The 22822-nt window shown below is 51.8% G+C and carries 19 protein-coding genes; 13 read left to right on the plus strand and 6 right to left on the minus strand.

The window, feature by feature from the left end:
- The first annotated feature begins 82 nt into the window (after window positions 1-82).
- On the plus strand, window positions 83-646 hold the full coding sequence (gene smrA / locus N5923_RS18875) for a DNA endonuclease SmrA (RefSeq protein ID WP_267144834.1): 564 nt from the start codon (window positions 83-85) through the stop codon (window positions 644-646).
- A 6-nt stretch (window positions 647-652) separates the two neighbouring features.
- On the opposite strand, the gene N5923_RS18880 is transcribed toward smrA, so the two are convergent.
- The gene (locus N5923_RS18880; RefSeq protein WP_267144833.1) at window positions 653-1576 is read right to left on the minus strand and encodes a LysR substrate-binding domain-containing protein; all 924 of its coding nucleotides are present in this window, start codon (window positions 1574-1576) and stop codon (window positions 653-655) included.
- 207 nt (window positions 1577-1783) lie between these two features.
- Between N5923_RS18880 and N5923_RS18885 the strand changes: the two genes are divergently transcribed.
- The 3 genes from N5923_RS18885 to hglS all read left to right on the plus strand — a co-directional run bounded on the left by N5923_RS18885 (window position 1784) and on the right by hglS (window position 5517).
- On the plus strand, window positions 1784-2584 hold the full coding sequence (locus tag N5923_RS18885) for a sugar phosphate isomerase/epimerase family protein (protein ID WP_267144832.1): 801 nt from the start codon (window positions 1784-1786) through the stop codon (window positions 2582-2584).
- 136 nt (window positions 2585-2720) lie between these two features.
- Complete coding sequence (locus N5923_RS18890) at window positions 2721-4046, plus strand: MFS transporter (RefSeq protein ID WP_267144831.1); 1326 nt, start codon at window positions 2721-2723, stop codon at window positions 4044-4046.
- 130 nt (window positions 4047-4176) lie between these two features.
- Window positions 4177-5517 carry a 2-oxoadipate dioxygenase/decarboxylase HglS gene (gene hglS, locus N5923_RS18895; RefSeq protein ID WP_267144830.1) on the plus strand — a complete coding sequence of 447 codons (1341 nt, stop codon included), beginning with the start codon at window positions 4177-4179 and terminating at the stop codon, window positions 5515-5517.
- Between the two features lie 53 nt (window positions 5518-5570).
- Here hglS and N5923_RS18900 read toward each other — a convergent pair whose 3' ends face one another.
- Window positions 5571-6005 (minus strand): DoxX family protein, encoded by a 435-nt coding sequence (locus tag N5923_RS18900; protein ID WP_267144829.1) that lies wholly within the window; start codon window positions 6003-6005, stop codon window positions 5571-5573.
- A 191-nt stretch (window positions 6006-6196) separates the two neighbouring features.
- Between N5923_RS18900 and N5923_RS18905 the strand changes: the two genes are divergently transcribed.
- Complete coding sequence (locus N5923_RS18905) at window positions 6197-7711, plus strand: carboxylesterase/lipase family protein (protein WP_267144828.1); 1515 nt, start codon at window positions 6197-6199, stop codon at window positions 7709-7711.
- A gap of 285 nt (window positions 7712-7996) precedes the next feature.
- Entirely contained in the window at window positions 7997-9667 is a 1671-nt protein-coding gene (locus N5923_RS18910) for a methyl-accepting chemotaxis protein (protein WP_267144827.1), read from the plus strand.
- Here the strand turns inward: N5923_RS18910 and N5923_RS18915 are convergent.
- Window positions 9632-10507 (minus strand): LysR substrate-binding domain-containing protein, encoded by an 876-nt coding sequence (locus N5923_RS18915; protein WP_267144826.1) that lies wholly within the window; start codon window positions 10505-10507, stop codon window positions 9632-9634. The two genes, N5923_RS18910 and N5923_RS18915, sit on opposite strands and share 36 nt — an antisense overlap.
- 127 nt (window positions 10508-10634) lie before the next feature.
- On the opposite strand from N5923_RS18915, the gene N5923_RS18920 reads away from it, so the two are divergent.
- On the plus strand, window positions 10635-11804 hold the full coding sequence (locus N5923_RS18920; RefSeq protein ID WP_267144825.1) for a methionine aminotransferase: 1170 nt from the start codon (window positions 10635-10637) through the stop codon (window positions 11802-11804).
- Between the two features lie 24 nt (window positions 11805-11828).
- Entirely contained in the window at window positions 11829-12605 is a 777-nt protein-coding gene (locus tag N5923_RS18925) for an ABC transporter substrate-binding protein (RefSeq protein WP_267144824.1), read from the plus strand.
- 102 nt (window positions 12606-12707) lie between these two features.
- Here the strand turns inward: N5923_RS18925 and pepT are convergent, their stop codons facing one another.
- Window positions 12708-13946 carry a peptidase T gene (gene pepT / locus N5923_RS18930; RefSeq protein WP_267144823.1) on the minus strand — a complete coding sequence of 413 codons (1239 nt, stop codon included), beginning with the start codon at window positions 13944-13946 and terminating at the stop codon, window positions 12708-12710.
- Between the two features lie 126 nt (window positions 13947-14072).
- On the opposite strand from pepT, the gene N5923_RS18935 reads away from it, so the two are divergent.
- A complete protein-coding gene (locus tag N5923_RS18935; RefSeq protein ID WP_267144822.1) occupies window positions 14073-15665 on the plus strand; it encodes an ABC transporter substrate-binding protein in 1593 nt (530 codons plus the stop codon).
- A 381-nt stretch (window positions 15666-16046) separates the two neighbouring features.
- Window positions 16047-16784, plus strand: a complete 738-nt coding sequence (locus N5923_RS18940) for a LuxR family transcriptional regulator (protein WP_267144821.1) — start codon at window positions 16047-16049, stop codon at window positions 16782-16784.
- Here the strand turns inward: N5923_RS18940 and N5923_RS18945 are convergent.
- Window positions 16762-17415, minus strand: coding sequence for an acyl-homoserine-lactone synthase (locus N5923_RS18945; protein ID WP_267144820.1), 654 nt, complete (start codon window positions 17413-17415; stop codon window positions 16762-16764). The two genes, N5923_RS18940 and N5923_RS18945, sit on opposite strands and share 23 nt — an antisense overlap.
- Window positions 17416-18066: 651 nt before the next feature.
- On the opposite strand from N5923_RS18945, the gene N5923_RS18950 reads away from it, so the two are divergent.
- Window positions 18067-18789: a LuxR family transcriptional regulator gene (locus tag N5923_RS18950; RefSeq protein WP_267144819.1), complete on the plus strand. Its 723-nt coding sequence runs from the start codon at window positions 18067-18069 to the stop codon at window positions 18787-18789.
- Window positions 18790-18845: 56 nt separating this feature from the next.
- Here the strand turns inward: N5923_RS18950 and N5923_RS18955 are convergent, their stop codons facing one another.
- Window positions 18846-19769 (minus strand): LysR family transcriptional regulator, encoded by a 924-nt coding sequence (locus N5923_RS18955; protein ID WP_267144818.1) that lies wholly within the window; start codon window positions 19767-19769, stop codon window positions 18846-18848.
- 152 nt (window positions 19770-19921) lie between these two features.
- Between N5923_RS18955 and N5923_RS18960 the strand changes: the two genes are divergently transcribed.
- Together N5923_RS18960 and N5923_RS18965 are read left to right on the plus strand one after the other, a co-directional pair.
- On the plus strand, window positions 19922-21352 hold the full coding sequence (locus N5923_RS18960; RefSeq protein ID WP_267144817.1) for a M20 family metallopeptidase: 1431 nt from the start codon (window positions 19922-19924) through the stop codon (window positions 21350-21352).
- Entirely contained in the window at window positions 21349-22626 is a 1278-nt protein-coding gene (locus tag N5923_RS18965; RefSeq protein WP_267144816.1) for an MFS transporter, read from the plus strand. Before N5923_RS18960 ends, N5923_RS18965 begins: the two co-directional genes overlap by 4 nt.
- Window positions 22627-22822: the final 196 nt, after the last annotated feature.

Below are 22822 nucleotides of genomic sequence, written 5' to 3' on the forward strand. Positions count from 1 at the left end.
CTTGTCCACGCCGGACAAAACGACTATTTTTTCTTTTTGCCGCTCTGCAACCCATGCATATATCGCGGCTTAAGGAGTGACGATGAACCCTGACGAAAACGATCTGTTTAAACACGCCATGGAAGATGTCACACCATTGAAAGAGTGCGCCACTGTTCACTGGTTAAAAACCCCGCAAATTAAAACACCACGTCAGCAGCCGCCTGACGCAGAGAACAATTTTCTTATCGAGGGGTTTATCGACGCTATTCCGCTGGCGCAACCGCTGGAGTATAAAGCCGAAGGCATTCAGCAAGGGGTGCTGGATAAACTGCGCCAGGGTAAGTACCCGCTGGATGCCAGCCTGAATCTGCTGCGTCAGCCGGTGGGCCAGTGCCGCCAGTCACTGTTCAGTTTTATGTCGCAGGCACGCAAAAATAATTTGCGTAATCTGTTGATTATCCATGGAAAAGGACGTGATGATCGCTCTCACGCCAATATTGTGCGCAGCTATCTGTTCCGCTGGCTCCAGCAGTTTGACGATGTGCAAACCTTTTGCATCGCTCAGCCTTATCATGGCGGAAGCGGCGCGCTGTATGTCGGCCTGCGCAAAAGCGAACAGGCGCGCAGCGATAATCGTGAAAGGCACGCCAAACATAGCCGTTAAAAAGCGTTAGCCAGAGTGGCACTTACGGATGGTGGCCAGCAGGATTTCAGCACTCAGGCAGTGCTGACTGCCGGAGCGGGTCATAATGCCGACCGGTTCACCCGGGCCGTGTGAAGCCACCGGCAACGCTGCCAGTGAGTTATGCAGTAAATCTTCTTTGATCGCCCCGGATGGCACAAACCAGACATAGTTATAACGTTGCGCCAGCTGACGCGCCAGCGAGGTTGATGAGGTTTCAATACAGTTGGCGGGCAGGGTGCAGCCCTGTTCATCCATCATCGCCTGGGCAATGCGGCGCGGGGCGGTGCCCTCCGGCGAAATCACTACCGGCCATTGCAGGGCTCTGGATAACGTGACGTTGTCACTTAACAGCGGGTGACCAGGACGCACCACTAACCGTAGTGATTCGAGGAACAGCAGTTCGTAGCTTAATCCTGTCATCATATCGGCATCAGCCATCCGGCCAATGCCAATATCAAACTCACCGGCTTTCAGGCCGGCAATCAGGACATTGTTATGCAGCGTGGCCACCTGTACGGTGGCCTGTGGCTGCAACTGATGAAAACGATCGAGAATCGACGGCAGCATGCCCATCGCGGCAGTGGTCAGCGCGCCAATGCGCAGTACCACCGGTTCATCGCTCATATTGCTGGTGAAAGACTGGCCGGCGTGATTGAGCGCATCCAGCACTTTCACCGCATGAGTCAGAAACTGCTCGCCCATTGTGGTCAGCTGGGCGCCGAGTCTGCCGCGTTCAAACAGACGGGCACCCGCCAGCTCCTCAAGCTCATTCAACGTTTTTGATAACGCCGGCTGGCTCAGGCTGAGTGTCTCTGCCGCACGGCCCAGCGTACCTTGCTGGGCAACGGCGACAAAAGTATGTAAATGGCGCAAGCGAATGCGCTGATTAAAAACGTAATTTTTATCCATATCACAGGTTAGTGAGGACTGAAGATTTGAAGCAAGCGCGACGAGTGGATTCTGTTAACCTTATTGCAAATTTTATTTAACATCTACCGCAATTGCACAAAATATCGCCGTTAATGAAGTCGTTACATCAGGTTACTGTATTTGACGCCGGTGCCTGCAGAGTTAATAACTGACAGCAATACATTGTTAAAGCAGGGAGAAAACAGCATGCAGCGTTGTATCGCCACTATTTCCATCAGCGGCACACTGGAGCAGAAACTTGAGGAGATCGCTGCTGCGGGTTTCGACAGTATTGAGCTGTTTGAACCTGACCTGACAGGCTTTCCCGGTGCGGCCAGACAGTTACGCCAGCGGGTCGACGCCAGTGGTTTGAAGATTGCCTTACTGCAACCGTTTCGTAATTACGAAGGCGAAAGCAGCGATCAATTGATCCGCGCGCGTCAGCAATTTGAGCTGATGCAGGAACTGAATTGTAAAAAGTTACTGCTATGCAGCAATGTCAGTGAAAGCTGCAGCAGTGACAGTCAGCATCAGATTGACGATCTGCATGCACTGGCTGAACTGGCCGCCAGTTTTCAGGTTGAGATTGGCTATGAAGCGCTGGCGTGGGGCCGCCATATTAATCGCTGGCAGCAGGCGTGGCAGCGGGTAAAACACGTTAACCATCCGAATCTGGGCATCGTGCTGGACAGTTTTCATATTCTGTCGCGTGGTGACTCGCTGGACGAATTGCATCAGGTACCAGCTGAAAAGATCACTTTTGTGCAGTTTGCCGATGCGCCACAGCTTAATCTTGATGTGCTCACCTGGAGCCGGCATTACCGCTGCTTCCCCGGGCAGGGTGATTTTGATCTGCAACACTTTGCCCGGCAGTTACACCACCATGGCTATCAGGGGCCGTGGTCACTGGAGATCTTTAATGAGCAGATGGTGACTTCCCCCTTACATGCTTCGGCTGCCGATGGCTATTGTTCGCTGCGCTGGCTGGAGCAGGGGTTGACGCAATAATTCTCACTAAACTGCATTTTCTCAGGTCAGCGGAGTTGTGATCCGCTATTATAGCGCTCACTTTTTTTATGAAACCTGACGAATGATGTGGCGAACGTCAAACAGGGAGGTTTCGGGTTTTCCGGGAGCGATACCTTTGAGCAGTAGTGAGGCGATTGACGTTCGTCAGCTTATTAATTCAGCGGCACTAAGCGGTTATCAAAAATGCATTATCCTGCTCTGCTTTATCGTAGTCGCGCTGGATGGCATGGATATCGCCCTGATGGGATTTATCGCTCCGGCGCTGAAAGTCTCCTGGGGTGTCACTAATCATCAGCTCGGGCTGGTGATCAGTAGTGCGTTAATCGGCCTGGCGCTTGGTGCGCTGTTTGCCGGTCCGCTGGCGGATCGTTTTGGCCGGCGGGCGATTATCATCACCAGCGTGTTTTTCTTCGGACTGTGGACGCTGGCCACCGCGCTGTCGCAAAACGCCGAACAGATGATGCTATTCCGTTTCCTTACCGGCTTAGGGCTGGGCGCGGCGATGCCCAATGTTGGCACGCTGGTGGCGGAATTTTCCCCCGAGCGCAAACGCTCATTTATTATCACCGTTGTATTTTGCGGTTTTACCTTTGGCGCGGCAGCCGGTGGTTTTGCCGCTTCATGGTTGATCCCACGTTTTGGCTGGCATTCGGTACTGCTGATGGGCGGGCTGTTACCTCTGCTGGTGATGCCGCTGCTGCTGCGTTATCTGCCGGAGTCGGTGCGTTTTCTGATTACCCGTGGCGCTCCGGCCGCGCGGATCCGCACGATTATCGAAAAAATGCATCCGGGCAGCACCGCAGCCGATAAGCAGTTTCAGCTGGTCAGCGCCCGGCAGAGTGAAGGGGCGGTGCGCACCGTACTGTCGCGCAACTACCTGACCGGCAGCCTGATGTTATGGGGCAGCTATTTTATGGGGCTGTTTCTTGTGTACCTGATTGGCAGCTGGTTGCCGTCGCTGATTAAAGATATCGGCATGACGGTGACACAAGCGGCGCTGATTACCGCTATGTACCAGGCGGGTGGCACCGTCGGCTCACTGTTTGCCGGCTGGCTGATGGATAAGATCAACGCCAATCGTGCGCTGGCGCTGATCTATGGCTGCGGCGGCATCGCCACCGTAGCGATAGGGCTGGCGCCGGCTGATGCGCTGGTGCTGAGCGGTATCGCTTTCTGCAGCGGCTTCTGTCTTAACGGTGCCAATACCGGCATGAATGCGCTTTCCGCCAGCTACTATCCGACCCATGCGCGTGCGACGGGTTCCAGCTGGATGCACGGTGTGGGACGCATTGGCGCGATACTTAGCGCTTTTGCCGGCGCCGAGATGCTGTCGCTGGGCTGGAGTTTCAGCCAGGTGTTTTTGCTGCTGGCGATCCCGGCGCTGCTTACCTCGGTAATGCTGCTGGCAAAATCGGCTTATGGTTATCAGCGGCCACTGTAAATATTGAGGTCTGGGCCACAGAAACCGTAAGTCGCTTTCTGGTGGCCGATCACAAATTCCGCACAATTTTTCCCATCCTGTCGCCAATCCTTTACATTTTCAGCAGGTTCTTTTTCTGCGGAGGATAGCTATGGATGCGCATTGGGTCAGCACAGACAGTATTCGCGAAGATTTTTCACAAGCGATGTCGGCGATGTATCAGCAGGAAGTGCCGCAGTATGGCACGTTGCTACGGCTGGTGGCTGAGGTTAACCAGCAGGTTCTGACGCAGGATCCGCAACTGGCGCAACGTCTGGCGCAGGCAGATGAACTGGATCGTATTAGCGTGGAACGGCATGGCGCGATCCGCGTTGGTACTGCCGCTGAGCTGAATATGTTGCGCCAGCTGTTTGCGATTATGGGAATGTATCCGGTGGGTTATTACGACTTGTCGCAGGCAGGCGTGCCGGTACACTCCACGGCTTTCCGCCCGGTCGACGATGCTGCTTTGCGTCGTAATCCGTTTCGTCTGTTTACCTCCTTGCTGCGTCTGGAACTGATTGACGATGTGGCGCTGCGCCAGCAGGCCAGCGAAATCCTCGCCGCCCGTGATATTTTTACCCCACGCTGCCGCCAGCTGGTTGAGTTGCAGCAGCAGCAGGGCGGTTTTACCGCGGGGCAGGCCGAAGAGTTTGTCAGCGAAGCGCTGGAAACCTTTCGCTGGCATCAGCAAACGACCGTAGACAGCGCCACCTGGCAGGCGCTTAGCCAGCAGCATCGGCTGGTTGCTGATGTGGTCTGCTTCCCGGGCTGCCATATCAATCACCTGACGCCGCGCACGCTGGATATTGACCGCGTGCAGGCGCTGATGCCGCAACAGGGGATAACGCCGAAAGCGATTATCGAGGGGCCACCGCAGCGCCAGGTACCGATCCTGCTGCGGCAGACCAGCTTTAAAGCGCTGGATGAAGCGGTGCGTTTCCGCGATGGTCAGCAGGGCACGCATACCGCGCGCTTTGGTGAGATTGAACAGCGCGGCGTGGCATTAACCCGTAAAGGACGTGAGCTGTATGACCGCCTGCTGACTCAGGCCGGAAGCGGTGCCGATAACCAGCAGCATCAGCAGCATCTGGCGACAGTATTCAGCGCCTTCCCGGATGATGAAGCCACTCTGCGTCAGCAGCAGCTGGCGTGGTTTGAGTACCGGCGTAGCGCTCAGGGTCAGGACCATCTGATTACCCCGGCCAGTGATATTGAGCAGCTAATCGCTGCTGGTGTGCTTGCCGCGGAACCCATTATTTATGAAGATTTTCTGCCGGTTAGCGCCGCCGGGATTTTTCAGTCAAACCTCGGTAGCGAAACGCACGCACGGTCGCAGGGACACGCCAGCCGCGAGCAGTTTGAGCAGGCATTAGGGACGGCGGTGCGTGATGAAATTGAGCTTTACGCGCAGCGTGAGCAGGCAAGCAGGCAGCGCTGTGGTCTGTTATAGACAATAAAAAGGGCCAGCAAATCACTGGCCCTTTGATACGATTATAGTAATAACTATTGCAGGCGCGGGTTACGAATTAATGTATATTTCCCGGCTCCAAGCAGCATGATAATCACGCCACCGAAGAAATAGAGCGCTTCTGTTTCCAGAGCCCATGCACCGACATCAGTGCGTGACCAGATAGCGCCTGTTTTCACCAGCAAGGTTGCCACCAGCAGATTAATCGCGATAACAAACGCCGCAGGGCGCGTTAGCAAACCGATAATCACCATCACTGGCGCAACAATTTCCCCAATGTAAGCACCGTAAGCGATAAACCCCGGGAAACCGTGTGCAGTCAGCATGTTAGCAATCCAGCCTACGCCGTTATGCACTTTAGCTTCGCCATGGAACAGCAGCAGAATGCCAAAGGTCAGACGCAGCAACAGTTTGCCAAAGTCGGGATGATCCGCCATGCGTGAAAATCCATTATTGATCGCACTAAACATTTTTTATTCCTGTTCCCGGAAGGGTTTCACAGAATGTAGCCAATTTATGACCATTATCAAATTCAATTTAGTTGACTATATCGTTCAGTAAATTCCGCGAACCACCGGTTTTCTCCGCAAAATCGTGGTGAGAGTGGACAATATAGCGTGGCCTGCAAATAATGGGCGCTGAAGATGTCACGGAAAAAATAATGAAAAATGAGCAACGGTTAAGGATTAAGACAGCTGAAGGAGAGCTGCGCGGTACCATGGAGGGCGAGCTTTTTGTCTTTAAAGGGATCCCCTATGCTGCACCGCCAACCGGACCGTTACGCTGGAAAGCGCCACAACCGGTTCAGCCCTGGCAGCGGGTGCGTGATGCCGTCAGCTGGGGAGGTTCCAGCTGGCAAAACCGCGCTGAATGTCTGGCAATAGGCGGCGGTGAACCGGGAGAATTTAGTGAGGATTGTCTCTATCTGAATGTCTGGACGCCGGATATTCAGCCTTCCCATCCGTTACCGGTTATGGTGTGGATCCACGGTGGTGGCTATACCATCGGCGCTGGGGGACTGGCGCCGTATCTCGGTGCGCCGCTGGCTGCACGTGGCGTGGTGATGGTGACGCTGAACTATCGTCTGGGACACCTGGGTTTTTTCGCTCATCCGGCGCTGGACGCAGAGTATACGCATGGCGAGGAGATCAATAATTTTGCGCTGCTTGACCAGATTGCCGCACTGCAGTGGGTGCAGCGCAATATCCATGTATTTGGCGGCGACCGCCGTAATGTCACCATCATGGGCGAATCCTCTGGCGGCCGCAGCGTACTTTCGCTATTTGCTTCGCCGCTGGCGGAGGGGTTGTTTCACAAAGGTATTGTGCAGAGTGCGTACTCGTTACCGGATACACCGCGCAAAAAAGCGCTGGAAACCGGTAAAGCGGTGGCGCGCCATTTCAACCTGCCAGACGCTACTGCAGAGCAGCTGCGTGCGCTGCCCGCAGACAGCTTCTGGTCACTCACTTCTCCGCTGGTCAACGGCCCGGTGGCGATTGCCGGCGACCGGGTGTTGCCGCAGTCGTCAGTCAGCGTGTTTAACGCTGCGCGACAGCATAAATATCCGCTGATGATTGGCAGTAACAGCGATGAAGCCAGCGTGCTGGAGTACTTCGCCATTGATGCTGCCGCGACCATCGCGCGCATCCGCCAGCAGCATAAATTTGCCTGGCGGTTGATTAAATGGCTGTACGACGCCCGTGACGATGCGGTGCTGGGCCGACAGGTCGCGCGCGATATCGCCTTTACCACCATGGGCTATGTTGCGGTAATGGCGCAGCATCGGGCCGGGGCGCCCGGCTGGCGTTACTATTTCGATTATGTGTCGGAAAATGCCCGCGATCTTTATACCAGCGGCACCTGGCACGGTAATGAAGTCCCCTATGTGCTCGATACGCTAAGCAATATGAATCTGACGGATCGCCCCTTTACGGATAACGATCGTCAGTTTGCCTGGCGTGTCAGCGAGTACTGGCTGAATTTTGCCCGCGACGTTACTGGATCCTCGGATACAATCGATGGCGAAGTGCCGTGGCCCGCATGGCATCCTCGCGCTGACTACACAATGCGTTTCGGTGATCAGGGAATGGCGCAGATTGGGGTGGAAAAGCGCTTTATGAAGCGCAGAATGCAGGTGTTCAGGCTGCTGATGCGCACTCTGGTGCGGCTTAATTAACCTGAATCCGCGGGTTTTCCTTTAAGCGCGCTGTGACCGGCGCGATATTTTATTACTTTCGTGCTGAATTGATAAATCAGCATGATGTTTTCCTGTACGCCAAATCAGCAAAAACTGTCGGCCTGGCAGAGGGTTAGTTAACGTCCATATATAAAGTGCGGTTTTTAAACTAAAAAAAATATCGTGTTAATTATTTGTATTCTTTCAGTCTGACTGCCGATAACGGTAAAGAACCCTGGCACAGCCATGGCGATATAACCGGTGATCAACCGATTTGGAGCAGTTATGAACATTTTAAAAAATTTCACCATACGCGCGGTGATGTTATGGATCCTCGGCCTGTTCTGTTTGTTATGGCTGTGTGTCGGTCTTTACAGCGTTTATTCTTTAGATGCCCTGGGAAAAGGTAATGAGGTCGATCGTCATATCGTTAATCAGATGACTGTGCTGAGTAAGGGTAACGATCAATATTTCCGCTTTGTCACCCGCCTGTCGCGGATTGTCGAAGCACGCCAGGGCGGCGCAGCCGCCGATCCGGCTGAAATGGCCGCGGCGCAAAAGTCGCTGGATAATATGAGCAAGCTGTTAAGCGAGTTTAAGCAGCTCTCCCCGGGTCCGCTGGGTGCCGAAGTGGTGAATAATGTCACCGAAAACTGGCAGAAATTGCTCGATCAGGGGGTGGTGCCGCAGATGCAGAGCGCGCAGCAGGCCACGCTTGATGCCTATCGTCAGCAGTCCCGTAACGTCACGCCGCCACTAAGCCGGGCATTTGGCGCCAGCGCGGAGAAGTTTAATCTGGCGGCTTCGGATATGCTGGATGCTACCCGGGTCACCGTTGACCATCTGACCCAGATGACGAAAGTGATTATTATCGCGGCAGTGATAGCCGGTCTGTTAATTCTGCTGTTTACCGATCGTTACCTGGTGACCATGCTGGTGCGGCCAATTGGCATTCTTCGTGAGCACTTTCGCATCATTGCAGAGGGTGACCTCAGCCAGCCGGTGCACGATATCGGCCGTAACTGTGTGGGTAAACTGGTGCCGTTGCTTAATGCCATGCAGGGCAGCCTGCGCGATGCGGTTGGCGCGATTCGTGGTGGTACCGAGAATATCTGGCGCGGCGCGACTGAAATCTCCTCTGGTAACAACGATCTCTCTTCCCGTACTGAGCAGCAGGCGGCAGCACTGGAAGAGACTGCTGCCAGCATGGAGCAGCTGACAGCGACGGTGAAATTTAACGCCGATAATGCACGTCAGGCCAGCGTACTGGCGGACAGCGCTTCGGTAACCGCCAGCAAAGGTGGAAAACTGGTAAGTGACGTTGTCACAACCATGCAGGGTATTTCCGGCAGTTCACAGAAAATTGCTGAAATCACCAACGTGATTAACAGTATCGCTTTCCAGACCAATATTCTGGCGCTGAACGCCGCGGTGGAAGCCGCTCGCGCCGGTGAACAGGGACGCGGTTTTGCCGTGGTGGCCAGTGAAGTGCGTAACCTCGCGCAGCGCAGTGCTGGCGCAGCGAAAGAGATTGAAGGGCTGATTGCCGATTCTGTGCTGCGCGTCGACAACGGCTCGCGCCTGGTTAACGAAGCCGGGACTACGATGAGTGAGATCCTGAAAGCAGTGACCGATGTTACGGATATTATGAAGCAGATTGCTGCGGCATCGGAAGAGCAGAGCAAAGGCATCTCACAGGTCGGCATCGCCATTTCTGAAATGGACAGCGTCACCCAGCAGAACGCCTCGCTGGTTGAGCAAGTCTCTGCGGCGGCCAGCGCACTGGAACGTCAGACCGAAGAGCTACAGAGTTCCGTAGCGAAATTCCGTTTGTCGCAGAATGACAGCGCAGCTGCGGCTAAGTCAGCAGCCAAAGCCTTACCGCTGAAAACTGCCAGCTTAAAACAGCCAGCCGCCGCTTCAGCCGGCGCTGCTGATGAGTGGATCTCTTTCTAAGCATAACCACGCCACCAGTTCCGTAAGGAATGGTGGCGCATCATTCTCTGGTCGTTGCAGTAAACTGTAAACCGCCCCGGTTTTTACGCTGTTGCTAAACGGCGCTACCAGTCGCTGCATTGCTAAGTCCGCCTGAATCAGCGTGACATCGGCAACCGTAATCCCGTAACCCTGAATCGCGGCGCTGATGGCTAAATCCATGGTGGCGAAATGCTGATTACGCTTCATCACCAGCTCCACCTGCTGCGCGCGCAGCCATAACTGCCAGTCGGTGCTGTCGGCAGTGGGATGCAAAAAAGTAAAGTGCGCAAGATCTTCTGGCATCAGCTGTTGCTGCTTAAGCAGGCTGGCGGACATTACCGGCGTCAGCGCTTCATCAAACAAACGATAACCTTTCTCCAGCGGCGCGCCGTAAACAATCGCCGCATCGAAATTATCCAACTGGCTGCTGTGCTCAACGGTAGTGGTAAGGGAAATATGGATATCAGGCCGCAACTGCTCCAGCTCAACCAGCTTCGGTAACAGCCAGCGCATCGCGCAGGTCGGCGCCTTCAGGCGTACTGAACGGTTTGATTTGCTGGCTTTCTCGGTAGCGTGCACCATCTGATCAAAGCCACTTTTTAACGCTGGCAACAGCGCCGCACCCTGTGGCGTCAGCGTCAGACCACGGGCATGGCGATCGAATAAGGGAAAACCCAGCCATGACTCCAGCGCGGCAATCTTACGGCTCACCGCGCCCTGCGTAATACACAATTCGGCCGCCGCATGAGTCAGATTCAGATGGCGCGCGGTAACGATAAAAGCGTGAATGGCATTTAATGGCAGCGATCGCCGTGACATAGTGAGCCTCTGAGCTATGATTTTTATGCATGGCTATTATGACAACATTTCCCTTGTCGGCTCAAGCGCCAGCGCGTTGAATAGAAATCTGCTTTTTTTAATTTGTTATGCTGATACTGGAGTGTTCATGACTATCGCCTCAACGGTGCAACAGCGCTCAAAATTACCTGATGTGGGCACCACTATCTTTAGTGTGATCGGCCAGCTGTCCGCCGAACATAATGCGATCAATTTATCGCAGGGCGCGCCGAACTTTCCCTGCGATCCTGCTCTGGTCAACGCAGTAAGCCTGGCGATGCAGCAGGGACATAACCAGTATGCGCCGATGACTGGCCACTATGCGCTGAAAGAGGCGCTGGTGGAGAAGGTCGCCACGCTGTACGGTCAGCACTATGCGGTCGGCAGTGAAGTGTTGATCACCGCCAGCGCCAGTGAAGGACTGTATGCGGCGATTGCCGGTCTGGTGCACGCCGGTGATGAAGTGATTTTCTTTGAACCGGCGTTTGACAGTTATGCGCCAATTGTGCGCTTGCAGGGTGCAAAAGCCATCGGCTTAAAGTTGCAGGTACCGGAGTTCGCCATTAACTGGGATGAAGTACGTGCCGCGATAACCCCACGCACGCGCATGATTATTATCAATACTCCCCATAATCCGAGTTCACAGGTGCTGAGCGCCGATGATTTAGCACAACTGGTGGCAATCACCCGCAATACCGATATCGTGGTGCTCTCCGATGAAGTGTATGAGCATATTCTATTTGATGGTCGCCAGCACCTGGGAATGGCAACGCATCCGGAGCTGGCGCAGCGCAGCGTGATTGTCTCGTCATTTGGTAAAACCTTCCACGTTACCGGCTGGCGTGTGGGCTATTGCCTGGCGCCGGCGGCATTAATGGAAGAGGTGGTGAAGGTGCATCAGTTTATGATGTTCTCCGCCGACACGCCGATGCAGATCGCTTTTGCTGAATATCTGCGCACGCCGCAAAACTATTTGTCGCTGGGCGGTTTCTATCAGCGCAAACGCGATATGCTGGCGACGTTGTTGCAGGATTCGCCGTTCAGGCTGCTGCCTTCGGCGGGTTCCTTCTTTATGCTTGCCAGTTACGGTCATTTCAGTGACGAATCAGACAGCGAAATGGTAAAACGTCTGATTGTCGATCACGGTGTGGCTACCATTCCGCTGTCGGCGTTTTATACCGATGGTACTGACAATAAATTGATCCGCCTTTCGTTCGCAAAAGACGAGGCCACTTTGCAGGCGGGTGCCGATGCACTCTGCCAGGTTAAGCCTCGCTAAAATAACCATCCTGAGGGGAAGTTGATGAAGAAATTGAATGCTCTGTTGGTCGCGGTAGGGATGCTGTCTTCTGTATCGGCAATGGCTCAGGACACGCTGCGCTATGGTCTCGAGTCGCAATACCCGCCGTTTGAAAGTCGTAACGCGCAGGGCGAACTGGAAGGTTTTGATATCGAACTGGGTAACGCTATCTGTAAAACCGCCAATCTGAAATGTAGCTGGGTGGAGAGCAGTTTTGATGCGCTGATCCCGGGACTGGCGGCGAAAAAATTTGATGCGATTAACTCGGCGATGAATATCACTGAGCAGCGCATGAAGAACATTGGTTTTACCACGCCGGTCTACCGTATTCCGAGTCAGCTGGTGGCCCATGAAGGTTCTAATCTGCAGCCAACTGCCGGGAGCCTGAAAGGCAAAAACATTGGCGTGCTTCAGGGGTCGGTACAGGAAACCTATGCGAAACAGCACTGGGAAGCCAAAGGCGTTACCGTGACCTCGTATCAGGACCAGAATCAGGTGTATAACGATATGGTCGCAGGCCGTGTTGACGCTACGCTGGTGATGTCTGCCGCCGGTCAGTCTGGCTTCCTGAATAAGCCACAGGGCAAGGGCTTTGCCTTTGTGGGCAACGCGGTGGAAGACGAAACGATTCTGGGTAAAGGGATCGGTTTTGGTCTGCGCAAAGATGATGTTGCGCTAAAAACCCAGCTGGATGCGGCGATCGTTAAGCTGCAGCAGGATGGCACTGTGGCGACGCTGGCGAAGAAATTCTTCCCGGGTATTGATGTCTCGGTGAAGTAATTCAGGCCGGTATTTCCGGGCGGCGAGAACGCCGCCCCTACATAACTCTCTGATTTATCTGTAAGGGCGGCGTTCTCGCCGCCCATGTTTGTAAATTCAGAGCTATTTCACCGCGTTTTCAGCGGCCAGCAGACAGAGCTTTTCAGCCACCAGATAAGACTTCACAAATGACGGCACCGGCAGAAACTCAAATTTTGAGTGGAAATTATGTGCGCCGGTAAAGAAGTTCGGCGTGAGTAAACCTTTCGCCGACAGCGCTGCACCATCAGTGCCGCCGCGCATCGGTATCACTTTCGCTGCAATATCCAGCTGTTGCAGCGCGGCGAAAATCAGATCGATCGCCCGACGATCTTCAGTGATCGCATTGCTGATATTGCTGTAAGTATCGCTAATGGTGAACTCCACCTGGCCAGTCGGATACTGCGCGGCAATCTTGGCCGCCACATCGGCAATCTGCTGCTTACGTTGCTCAAAATTCGCCAGATCAAAATCACGAATGGAAGCTTTCAGGCGCGCCTGATGGGCGTTGGCATTAATGTCGTTAAACCAGATATAGCCTTCGCGTCCTTCGGTATGTTCCGGCGTCTGCTGGCGGTCAAAGTGGCTGATAAAGTCATGGGCCATTAACAGCGGATTGACCAGTACCCCTTTGCCGGACATCGGATGAGCGCTTACCCCGGTCAGTACGATTTCAGCGGCGGCGGCATTAAAGTTTTCATACACCACTTCACCCAATTCACAACAGTCGATGGTATACGCGAAATCAACGTCAAAACGGCTTTGCAGATCCAGTGCTTTGGCGCCGCGCAAACCGATCTCTTCGTCAGGCACAAAGGCCACCACGATATCGCCATGATCGCCGCTAAGGTTCTCCATCAGCGTCATCACCACGGTGACCGCCGCTTTATTATCTGCCCCCAGAACGCTGGTGCCATCACTAAAAATAATATCCTGCCCCTGGTAGGCGAGAATTTCCGGGTGTTCGGCGGTACGCAGCCAGATATCTTGTTGCTGATTAAGACAGAGATCGCTGCCGGTAAACCGCAGGGTTTGCGGATGGATATCGGGGGATAAGCCGACATCGACTGTATCGATATGCGTAATAAAGCCGATACGCGGCGCGGCAGGGCAATTGCCCGGTTTAACCGCGGTGACGGTAGCGAACTCGTCGATCACCACATTCTGTAAACCAAGCTGGCGCAACTCTGTGGCCAGCAGCTTTGCCATATCATGCTGCGAGGCGGTACTCGGTAGTACTGTGGCTTTTGCATCACTCTGGCTGCTGACCGCCAGATAACGGTAAAAGCGGCGGCTTAACTGGTTGGCCAAATCCTGGTTCATCACGTTTCCTTATTTATTGAAAGGATTTATGTTCGGTATGGTGCCAAATCATGTTATTTATTAAACAGATGTGAATTGGTTGTACTCATTTTAGCCCAGGTAAGTCAACAAAAAGCGAGGTTGTGGATGAAACAAACGGTGACAAGGTTCGCGCTGGCGGCATTAACGCTGGCGTTATCGGCGACGGTATCCGCCAAAACGCTGGTTTTCTGTTCGGAAGGATCGCCGGAAAATTTTAACCCACAGATTTACACCTCAGGCACCAGCGTTGACGCCAGCGCTGTACCGGTATTTAACCGTCTGGTGGATTTCAAAGTGGGCACCACCGAACTGGTTCCCAGCCTGGCGGAAAGCTGGGATATCAGTGCTGATGGCAAGGTTTATACCTTCCATCTGCGTAAAGGCGTTAAGTTTCACAGCAATAAGCTGTTCACCCCAACCCGTGACTTTAATGCCGACGATGTGCTGTTCTCGTTTATGCGTCAGAAAGATGCCAGTAATCCCTACCATAAAGTCTCTGGCGGCACCTATGCCAATTTCGACAGCCTGGAGTTTGGTACGCTGATCACGTCAATTGAGAAAGTGGACGATCACAGCGTTCGCTTTACTCTCGCCCATGCTGAAGCACCGTTTCTTGCCGATCTGGCGTGGTATTTTGCCTCAATTCACTCGGCTGAGTATGCCGATGCGATGCTGAAAGCGGGCACCCCGGAAAAAGTCGATATGGATCCGATTGGCACCGGCCCATTCCAGCTGGTGCAGTATCAGAAAGATTCGCGCATTTTATATAAAGCTTTTCCGGATTACTGGCAGGGTAAAGCGAAGCTGGATCGCATTGTGTTTTCGATTACACCCGACGCTTCAGTGCGCTATGCCAAGCTGGAAAAAAATGAGTGTCAGGTGCTGCCGTTCCCGAATCCGGCCGATCTGAAACGGATGGAGCAGAATAAAGATATTACGCTGATGCAGAAGGCGGGACTGAACACCGGTTTCCTCGCCTTTAACACGCAAAAAGCGCCGCTCGACAATGTCAAAGTGCGTCAGGCGCTAACCATGGCGATTAATAAACCGGCGATTATCAATGCCATCTTCCAGGGAACCGGCACGGTGGCGAAAAATCTGCTGCCCCCAGGTGTATGGAGCGCCGATCAGTCGCTAAAAGATTACGACTACGATCCGCAGAAAGCGAAAGCTTTACTGCAAGAGGCAGGTTTACCGGCGGGCACCACTATCGATCTGTGGGCGATGCCGGTGCAGCGTCCTTATAACCCGAATGCGCGACGTATGGCGGAGATGATTCAGTCAGACTGGGCGCAGGTGGGGATCAAAGCCAATATTGTTAGCTTCGAGTGGGGCGAGTATCTGAAGCGAGTACGTAATGGCGAGCATCAGGCCGCACTGATGGGCTGGACAACGGCTACTGGCGATCCGGATAACTTCTTTGGACCACTATTCAGCTGTACTTCAGCTGCCGGCGGCTCAAACTCTGCGAAATGGTGCTACCAGCCGTTTGAGAAGCTGATTACCGCGGCGCGCGCTGAGCAGGACCATAATAAGCGTATCGCTTTATACCAGCAGGCGCAGCAGGTGATGCACGACCAGGCGCCAGCGGTGATGATTGCGCATTCCACCATTTTTGAACCGGTGCGCAAAGAGGTCTCAGGGTATGAGATCGATCCATTTGGCAAGCATATTTTCTATCAGGTGGATATCAGGTAAGTGGGGCGGCTCTTCCTGTGACGGGAGGGGCCATTTAAGAAGCAAAGGGTTAGTGCGGTGCAGGATGTCAGATAGTCAAGTGCTTTCGAGTCGCTGGCGTTAAGACGCCTTATGGCAAAAGCACTTGACTACCTGAAAAGACAAAAGATAATACTGTACTAGTTTCCCTGGTGAAGGCTGGATGATAACCTGTTCTGACCGATGTCAGGTTTAGCCAATTCAACGCGTTACAGCAGTCGTTAGCGTTTCTGAGATGCTGCTGGTGCCGGAAACAGTAAGTTATTTTAGCTGACTGCGCTAGTTAGACTAAGGTACAGGTTGGTACTAAGCATTCATCCAGCACTGTTTTGCGGATGTCACAGTAAGGTTGAGGTCAGATAAATGTCAGCGCTTTTCTCGAATGACGAAGATATTAATAGCACCGTAAATGAATACCTTAACAGGCAGTTAGAATTGCATGGCAATTTGAAATATGCCTATATGATAATGAATAAAAAAAACCCATCCGAAGTGGTTATTATTTCCAACTATCCCCGGCAGTGGGTGGATACCTATTTAGAAAATAATTATCAGCATATTGATCCGGTTATTCTGACAGCGATAAATAAAATATCACCATTTTCCTGGGATGATAACCAGGTAGTGAATTCAAGACTTAAGTTTTCACGGATTTTTAATCTGTCAAAGCAGTATAATATTGTTAATGGCTATACCTTTGTTCTGCATGATAATAATCATAATCTGGCGATGCTATCTTTGATGTTTGATGAGCATGATAGCAGCAGTATTGAAGAGGTTATAAAGAGTAACAAAAATAAATTACAAATGTTACTGATAGAAGTACATGAAAAAATTATCATGCTTTATAAAGATCTGATTGAAAGTGAAAAAAACAAAGCAGTAACTAAAAAGGAAATTTTTTCACAACGAGAAAATGAAATCCTGTACTGGGCCAGTATTGGTAAAACCTATCCGGAAATCGCGGTGATTCTGGGGATTAAAATAAGCACGGTAAAATTTCATATTGGTAACGTTGTGAAAAAATTAGGCGTGCTTAACGCTAAACATGCAATACGGCTGGGGGTAGAACTGCAACTTATTCAGCCCGCGCCTTTATAAGTGGTAAAGTTAATGGCCACTTATTAAACGTGCCTGACCCGCTGCGATCATGCTGATTGATACGGTCAATCAGGATTTGCTGATTTTCCTTATCAACCGGTAGATGCAATAAGTACACCGGCTTGTCTTTCTCGGAAATTCCCTGAGAGATAACGCTAATGCCCCAGCCGGAACGTTTTAAAATGGTCAGCATCGGGTGGCTGACAATGGTCAGTATGCCATCATAGTGATAATTTCGGGCGTAATTAACCATCGCCAGAAACAGCATAATGGCAACGGGATTTTTACCGGGGTAAAGATTTTTTGCCCTGGCACGGTCAACAAAAAAGCGACTTGATTCGATATAGTTTCCTTGCGGTAGTTTAACATCCTTGAAAAACGAAGCAAAAGTACCATCGATCATATTCGGATATTGCATTTCGATAAAACGCACGCTGCAAATCAAATTTTCATCTTTAATGCCCAGCAGATAATGGGTGTGCTGACCATCATATTCATCGAACTCCATCTCTCCCGTACATTTAACGGCCCAGTTTAGTCGGTCTTTAAATGTCCCTTTTCTTAGCGTGAACATTTCATCCATTTTATTATTCGAAATCATATCAAAACTAACGTCAAAGATTTCTAACATACTGCCTCCTGAAAAAACGTTTCTACTCACATAGGGGATGATTTATTTTACTTATTTAGCAAATAATTTTCTAGCTTATTATTGTATTTATTTACCCATACAACAGCCTGATCAAAATTTGATCAAATAAATCCTGCTGAGTCAAACTATTTTGATGTTGTTCACACGTGCGATGAAACATGATGTTCTTTCTTGCGCTATTTTTGGCCGTTTCATTGCTTTTATGCAGAAGATATCAGTTCCATTATCATCAATACGGTGACATTCTTAACCTTCAATTATAATAAAACTTTTAATTTAATACCTTACTATAAATATATATTAGCAATAAGCAAGGATACCTGGCAGGGCGATCTGATACCAGCATGAAATTATAATTACCGTTACTTTATGATTAAACAGGCTGCATCCTGAGACAGAAACTATATATATAAACACCTTTACAATCATCAGGATAGTATTGTTGGCTTAGATAATTCAAACATACAGATGGGATTGAAGTGCAATAAGAAAGAATCGTGTTATTATTGGGTTGGTTATCTTAAAAATATACGAATATTTATCAAGTTGAAGTAACTCTGTACTAAGTGTAATTTTATTCTGGTTTTTTATTTTTTTATAGTGTTTTATTCTGTTGGTCCCGGAGGGGTAATGGCTGAGATATTTTATGAAAATAACCTCATTAACTCCACAATAAAGTGCTACCTGGAGAATTGTCTCGGTATCTTTAATGAGGTCAATTTTGCATACGCGATAATGAATAAAAAAAATCCGGCCGAGTTTATTGCGATTTCAAATAATAACCGCTGGTTTGAAGTGTATGACGAAAATAAATATCACCTGATTGACCCTGTGATGCTGACCGCATCACATCGTGTGTCCCCGTTTTATTGGGATAAAAACAGTATGTTGCAATCCTATCTGAAACCGCCGCTTACAGTACTCGATATGGCCAGAGAGTATAATATTGCTAATGGCTATACCTTTGTATTACATGATCAGCAACATAACCTGGCGGTGTTGTCATTTATGATGGGTAATGAAAGCCAGTGCGCCTTTAATGATAAACCTGAAGAAATTCAGGCGATGCAGATGTTGTTAATCCAGACACATGAAAAAATGCATACGCTTTGTGATGATTTTCATAATCAGCAGCGTCCGCATCGCGAAGCATTATCGGTGCGGGAAAATCAAATATTACATTGGGCCAGCACCGGGAAAACCTATCAGGAAATCGCCATCATTCTTGCTATCACGCCAAGTACGGTAAAATTCCATATGGCCAATGTGGTACGTAAATTCGGCGTTAAAAATGCAAAACATGCTATCAGTATTGGTATTGAATTAGAGGTGATCAGGAAAGTGATGCCCTAGGATTGTTACAGGGCAACAGCTGCGTCTGCTTATAGTGTTCTGCCTTTACGAATCAATCAAAAGCCAAATACCTGCCGGACCTGTTCACTCTGTAGCTGCATTTGTTCGCTGGCAAATTGCAGAAACAGATTCAACGCTGCGCTGCGCTGGCGACCCGGTGGCGCCTGTATCTGTAGTGAGCGTTGTGTCAGCTGATCGACGCCGAAGGTTTTAAGCATCAGACCCTGCTCCTGCGCCTGATACATCACGGTAAAATGGCTGCACAGGGTGATTGCCTGTGGCGAATGCAGCAGAAAATTGTAGTGACTGGAAAAGAAGTTACAGGTCAGCACCGGCTCAATAAAAGTGCCGTTCATCCTGCAGGCAAGATCAAACAGCTGACGTACCGTCGTGCCAGGTTCCGGCAACGCCAGCGGATAATGACTTAAATCGTTCAGCGTCACCTGCTGCCCGGCCAGTGGATGATCGTTTTTCATTACCATCAGCACTGGCGCAGCATAAGAGGAGATCACCTCCACGCCGCGTTCCGGGTGCAAACTAAACTGGAATGCCACATCACAGTCGCCATCGCGAACGGCTTCCGCCACCTGTTTCCCGCTCAGCACCCGCAGGCTAAAAGTCACTGCCGGATTCAGCTGGCGAAAACCGGCAAACAGAGAGGGCAGCAGATAAAATGCCATACCATCCGTGCAGGCAACCCGAATTAACGTGCGCCGCACCGCGTTCAGCCCCTTAATTTCAGCCATCGCATGCTCCATATCCATCAGGCTTTTGCGCACATGGTTTTCAAAAATCTGTCCGGCTTCATTCAGGATCATACCGCGTGCATGACGTTCAAACAGCGGCACGCCGATCCGTGTTTCCAGCCGCTGAATCTGACGGCTAATCGCTGAGACGGCGACAAACAGCTGCTCGCTGGCAGCGCTTAGCGAACCGGTATTGACCACTGCGAGAAAATAGCGAATTTCACTGCTGTGCATAGTGCTGCCTCGTTACGGTGCATGCCTTGTTATCGGGCAAGTCAGCCTTGCTTTTTATGCAACGCTAGTTTACCAAATTAACAATTGTGGCAAAGCGTGATTTTAGCTTAGATAAATCCGATAACAAAACAGATAAACACAACGGACAGACTATGACAGGTGAACAGGCAGTCGCGCTGGCAACAGCGTATTTCGACAGTGGGGAATTTAAGCGGGTTCTGGCCCGGCGTGTGGCGCTGGCCACCGAAAGCCAGCGTGATGATCGCGATCTGCTGCTGCAACGCTATCTTGATGAAGAGATCGCGCCGGCACTCAGCGCGCTGGGCTTTGCCCTGCATCAGTTTGACAATCCGCAGGCGAAAAACCGCCCGTTTCTGATTGCCACTCGTATTGAAGATCCGCAACTTCCGACCATGCTGTGTTACGGCCATGGCGATGTGGTGTTTGGCGACGATGAAAACTGGCGCCCTGGCCTGACGCCATGGCAACTGGTTGAAGAGGGTGATCGCTGGTATGCGCGCGGCAGCGCGGATAATAAAGGTCAGCACAGCGTCAATATTGCGGCGCTGGAACAGGTTTATCAGGCGCGCGGCGGCAAACTGGGTTTTAACTGCACATTTCTGTTTGAGATGGGCGAAGAGATCAGCTCGCCGGGTCTGGCGGAAATTTGCCGTCAGCAACCTGAACTACTGCGTGCCGATCTGTTTATTGCCTCGGATGGCCCACGTCTCAATGCGGTACGCCCGACGCTGTTTCTTGGCTCACGCGGCTGCGTCAATTTCCGTCTGAGCATCAATGCGCGCGCAAAAGATTATCACTCCGGCAACTGGGGGGGACTGCTAAGCAACCCTGGCACTCAGCTGGCCAGTGCCATTGCCTGTCTGGTGAATGCGCAGGGCCAGTTACAGGTTGCCGCGCTGAAACCGCCGGCAATCAGCGATCAGGTGCGCGCGATTCTTAGCGATATTGATGTGGGCGGCAATGATAGCGATCCGGAGATTGATAGCCAGTGGGGTGAAGCGGGACTGAGCGGCGCCGAGCGTCTGTATGGCTGGAATACGCTGGAAGTGCTGGCGTTTCTCACCGGCAATCCGGCACGCCCAATGAATGCCATCCCGGGCAAAGCCACTGCGGTATGTCAGTTACGCTTTGTGGTAGAAACCGACTGGGAAAATCTGGCAAGCCATATCAGCGCGCACCTGTGCCAGCACGGTTTTGACTATGTTGATGTTGAGGTGATCCGCGGCACGCCCGCGACGCGACTCGATCCGACCGATCCCCTGGTGTCCTGGGCGCTGGAGGTGATGGAAGCCAGCAGTGGTAAAAAACCGGCACTATTGCCTAATCTGGGTGGTTCGCTGCCGAACGAAGTGTTCTCCGACATTCTTGGCCTGCCGACATTATGGATCCCTCACTCCTATCCGGCCTGCGGTCAGCATGCGGTGGATGAACATATGCTGAAGTCGATTGCCCGTGAAGGTTTACAGATGATGACGGCGCTGTTGTGGGATCTGGGTGAGCAGGGCGCGCAGTTAATCGCCCGGCATCAGGCGCATCAGGCGCGATCAGGAGAAAAATCATGAGCGAATTGAGCCAGCGTGCGCCAGTCGCCAGCGCGGTAAAACCGAATCTGCATAAAACCCTGTTTGCTACCTGCATTGGTAACGCGCTGGAGTGGTTTGATATTGCGGTATACGGTTTCTTTGCCAGCTACATAGCCCATGCTTTTTTCCCCAGCCAGGATCCTTCAGTATCACTGCTGCTGGCGCTGGGCAGTTTTGGCGTCTCTTTTCTGATTCGCCCGCTTGGCGCGATAGTGCTGGGTAACTATGCGGATCGTGTTGGCCGCAAAAAAGCGTTACTGGTTTCCATCAGCCTGATGTTGCTGGGTGGCGCGATCATCACCTTTATGCCGTCTTATGCCACCATTGGCGTTGCCGCACCGATTATGATTTTGCTGGCGCGACTGATTCAGGGTTTCTCGGCAGGGGGAGAGTTTGGCAGTTCAACCGCGTTTTTAGTTGAGCACTTTCCTGAGCGCAAAGCTTTTATCGCCAGCTGGCAGTTTGCCACTCAGGGCGCAAGTACCCTGATGGCCTCAGCATTTGGCCTCGGCTTAACCGCGTGGTTAACTGAAGCGCAAATCCAGGAATGGGGCTGGCGCATTCCATTTGCCTTTGGCCTGATTATCGGTCCGGTCGGTCTCTATATTCGTCGTCATTTGCATGAACCCGCCAGCTTTAAACCGGCGGAGAAGCATGCTGCGCCGCTGAAAACCCTGGTCGGGCGCCAGAAAGAGCTGCTGTTGCTGGCAATTGGTCTGATGGTAATCTCCACGGCCATTAACTATATGCTGAACTATGTACCGACCTATGCGACAAAAAACCTGCATCTGCCGGGCTCGGTGGCGTTTGGCGCCACGCTGCTGGCGGGGGTGATTCTGACGGTGGTGACGCCACTTATGGGATTATGGGCGGAGAAAATCGGGCGTATTCCGCTGATGTGGTGCTCGCTGATCCTGCTGATTATCACCATCTGGCCGGCGTTTATGCTGGTAGTGAATCACACCACGCCGCTGACGCTGATGCTGCTGGTTGGCTGGATGGCGTTACTGAAATCGATCTACTTCTCCACCGTGCCTTCGTTAATGGCCGATCTGTTTCCGATGGAAACCCGCGCCAGCGGGATGGCAATCAGCTATAACATCGCCGTCACGGTCTTTGGTGGTTTTGCGCCACTGGTGTGTAGTTTGCTGATTACCGCGACCGGCACCAGCCTCGCGCCGAGCTATTATCTGATGATCCTCGCACTATTGAGTGGCTGGGCATTATTGCGTAGCCAGCGACGCCTGTCGTAAGCTTTTTCCCTCCAGGTGGAAGCGATACTGCTTCCACCACCACTTGTTCAATCCCGCTATTTTGCCCCTTAGCTGAAAAATTACAGAATCCTGTTAGCAATAACTCTCGCTATTTGCTTACGAAAGGTTACTATTGCTGGCCGCGGCCTGAATGTGGCCTGTCTGTGGGAATAATCCTAATTCCTGGTAATTTTCG

Source organism: Winslowiella arboricola, from assembly GCF_025527015.1.
In the GTDB taxonomy this organism is placed as follows: Bacteria; Pseudomonadota; Gammaproteobacteria; order Enterobacterales; family Enterobacteriaceae; genus Erwinia; species Erwinia arboricola.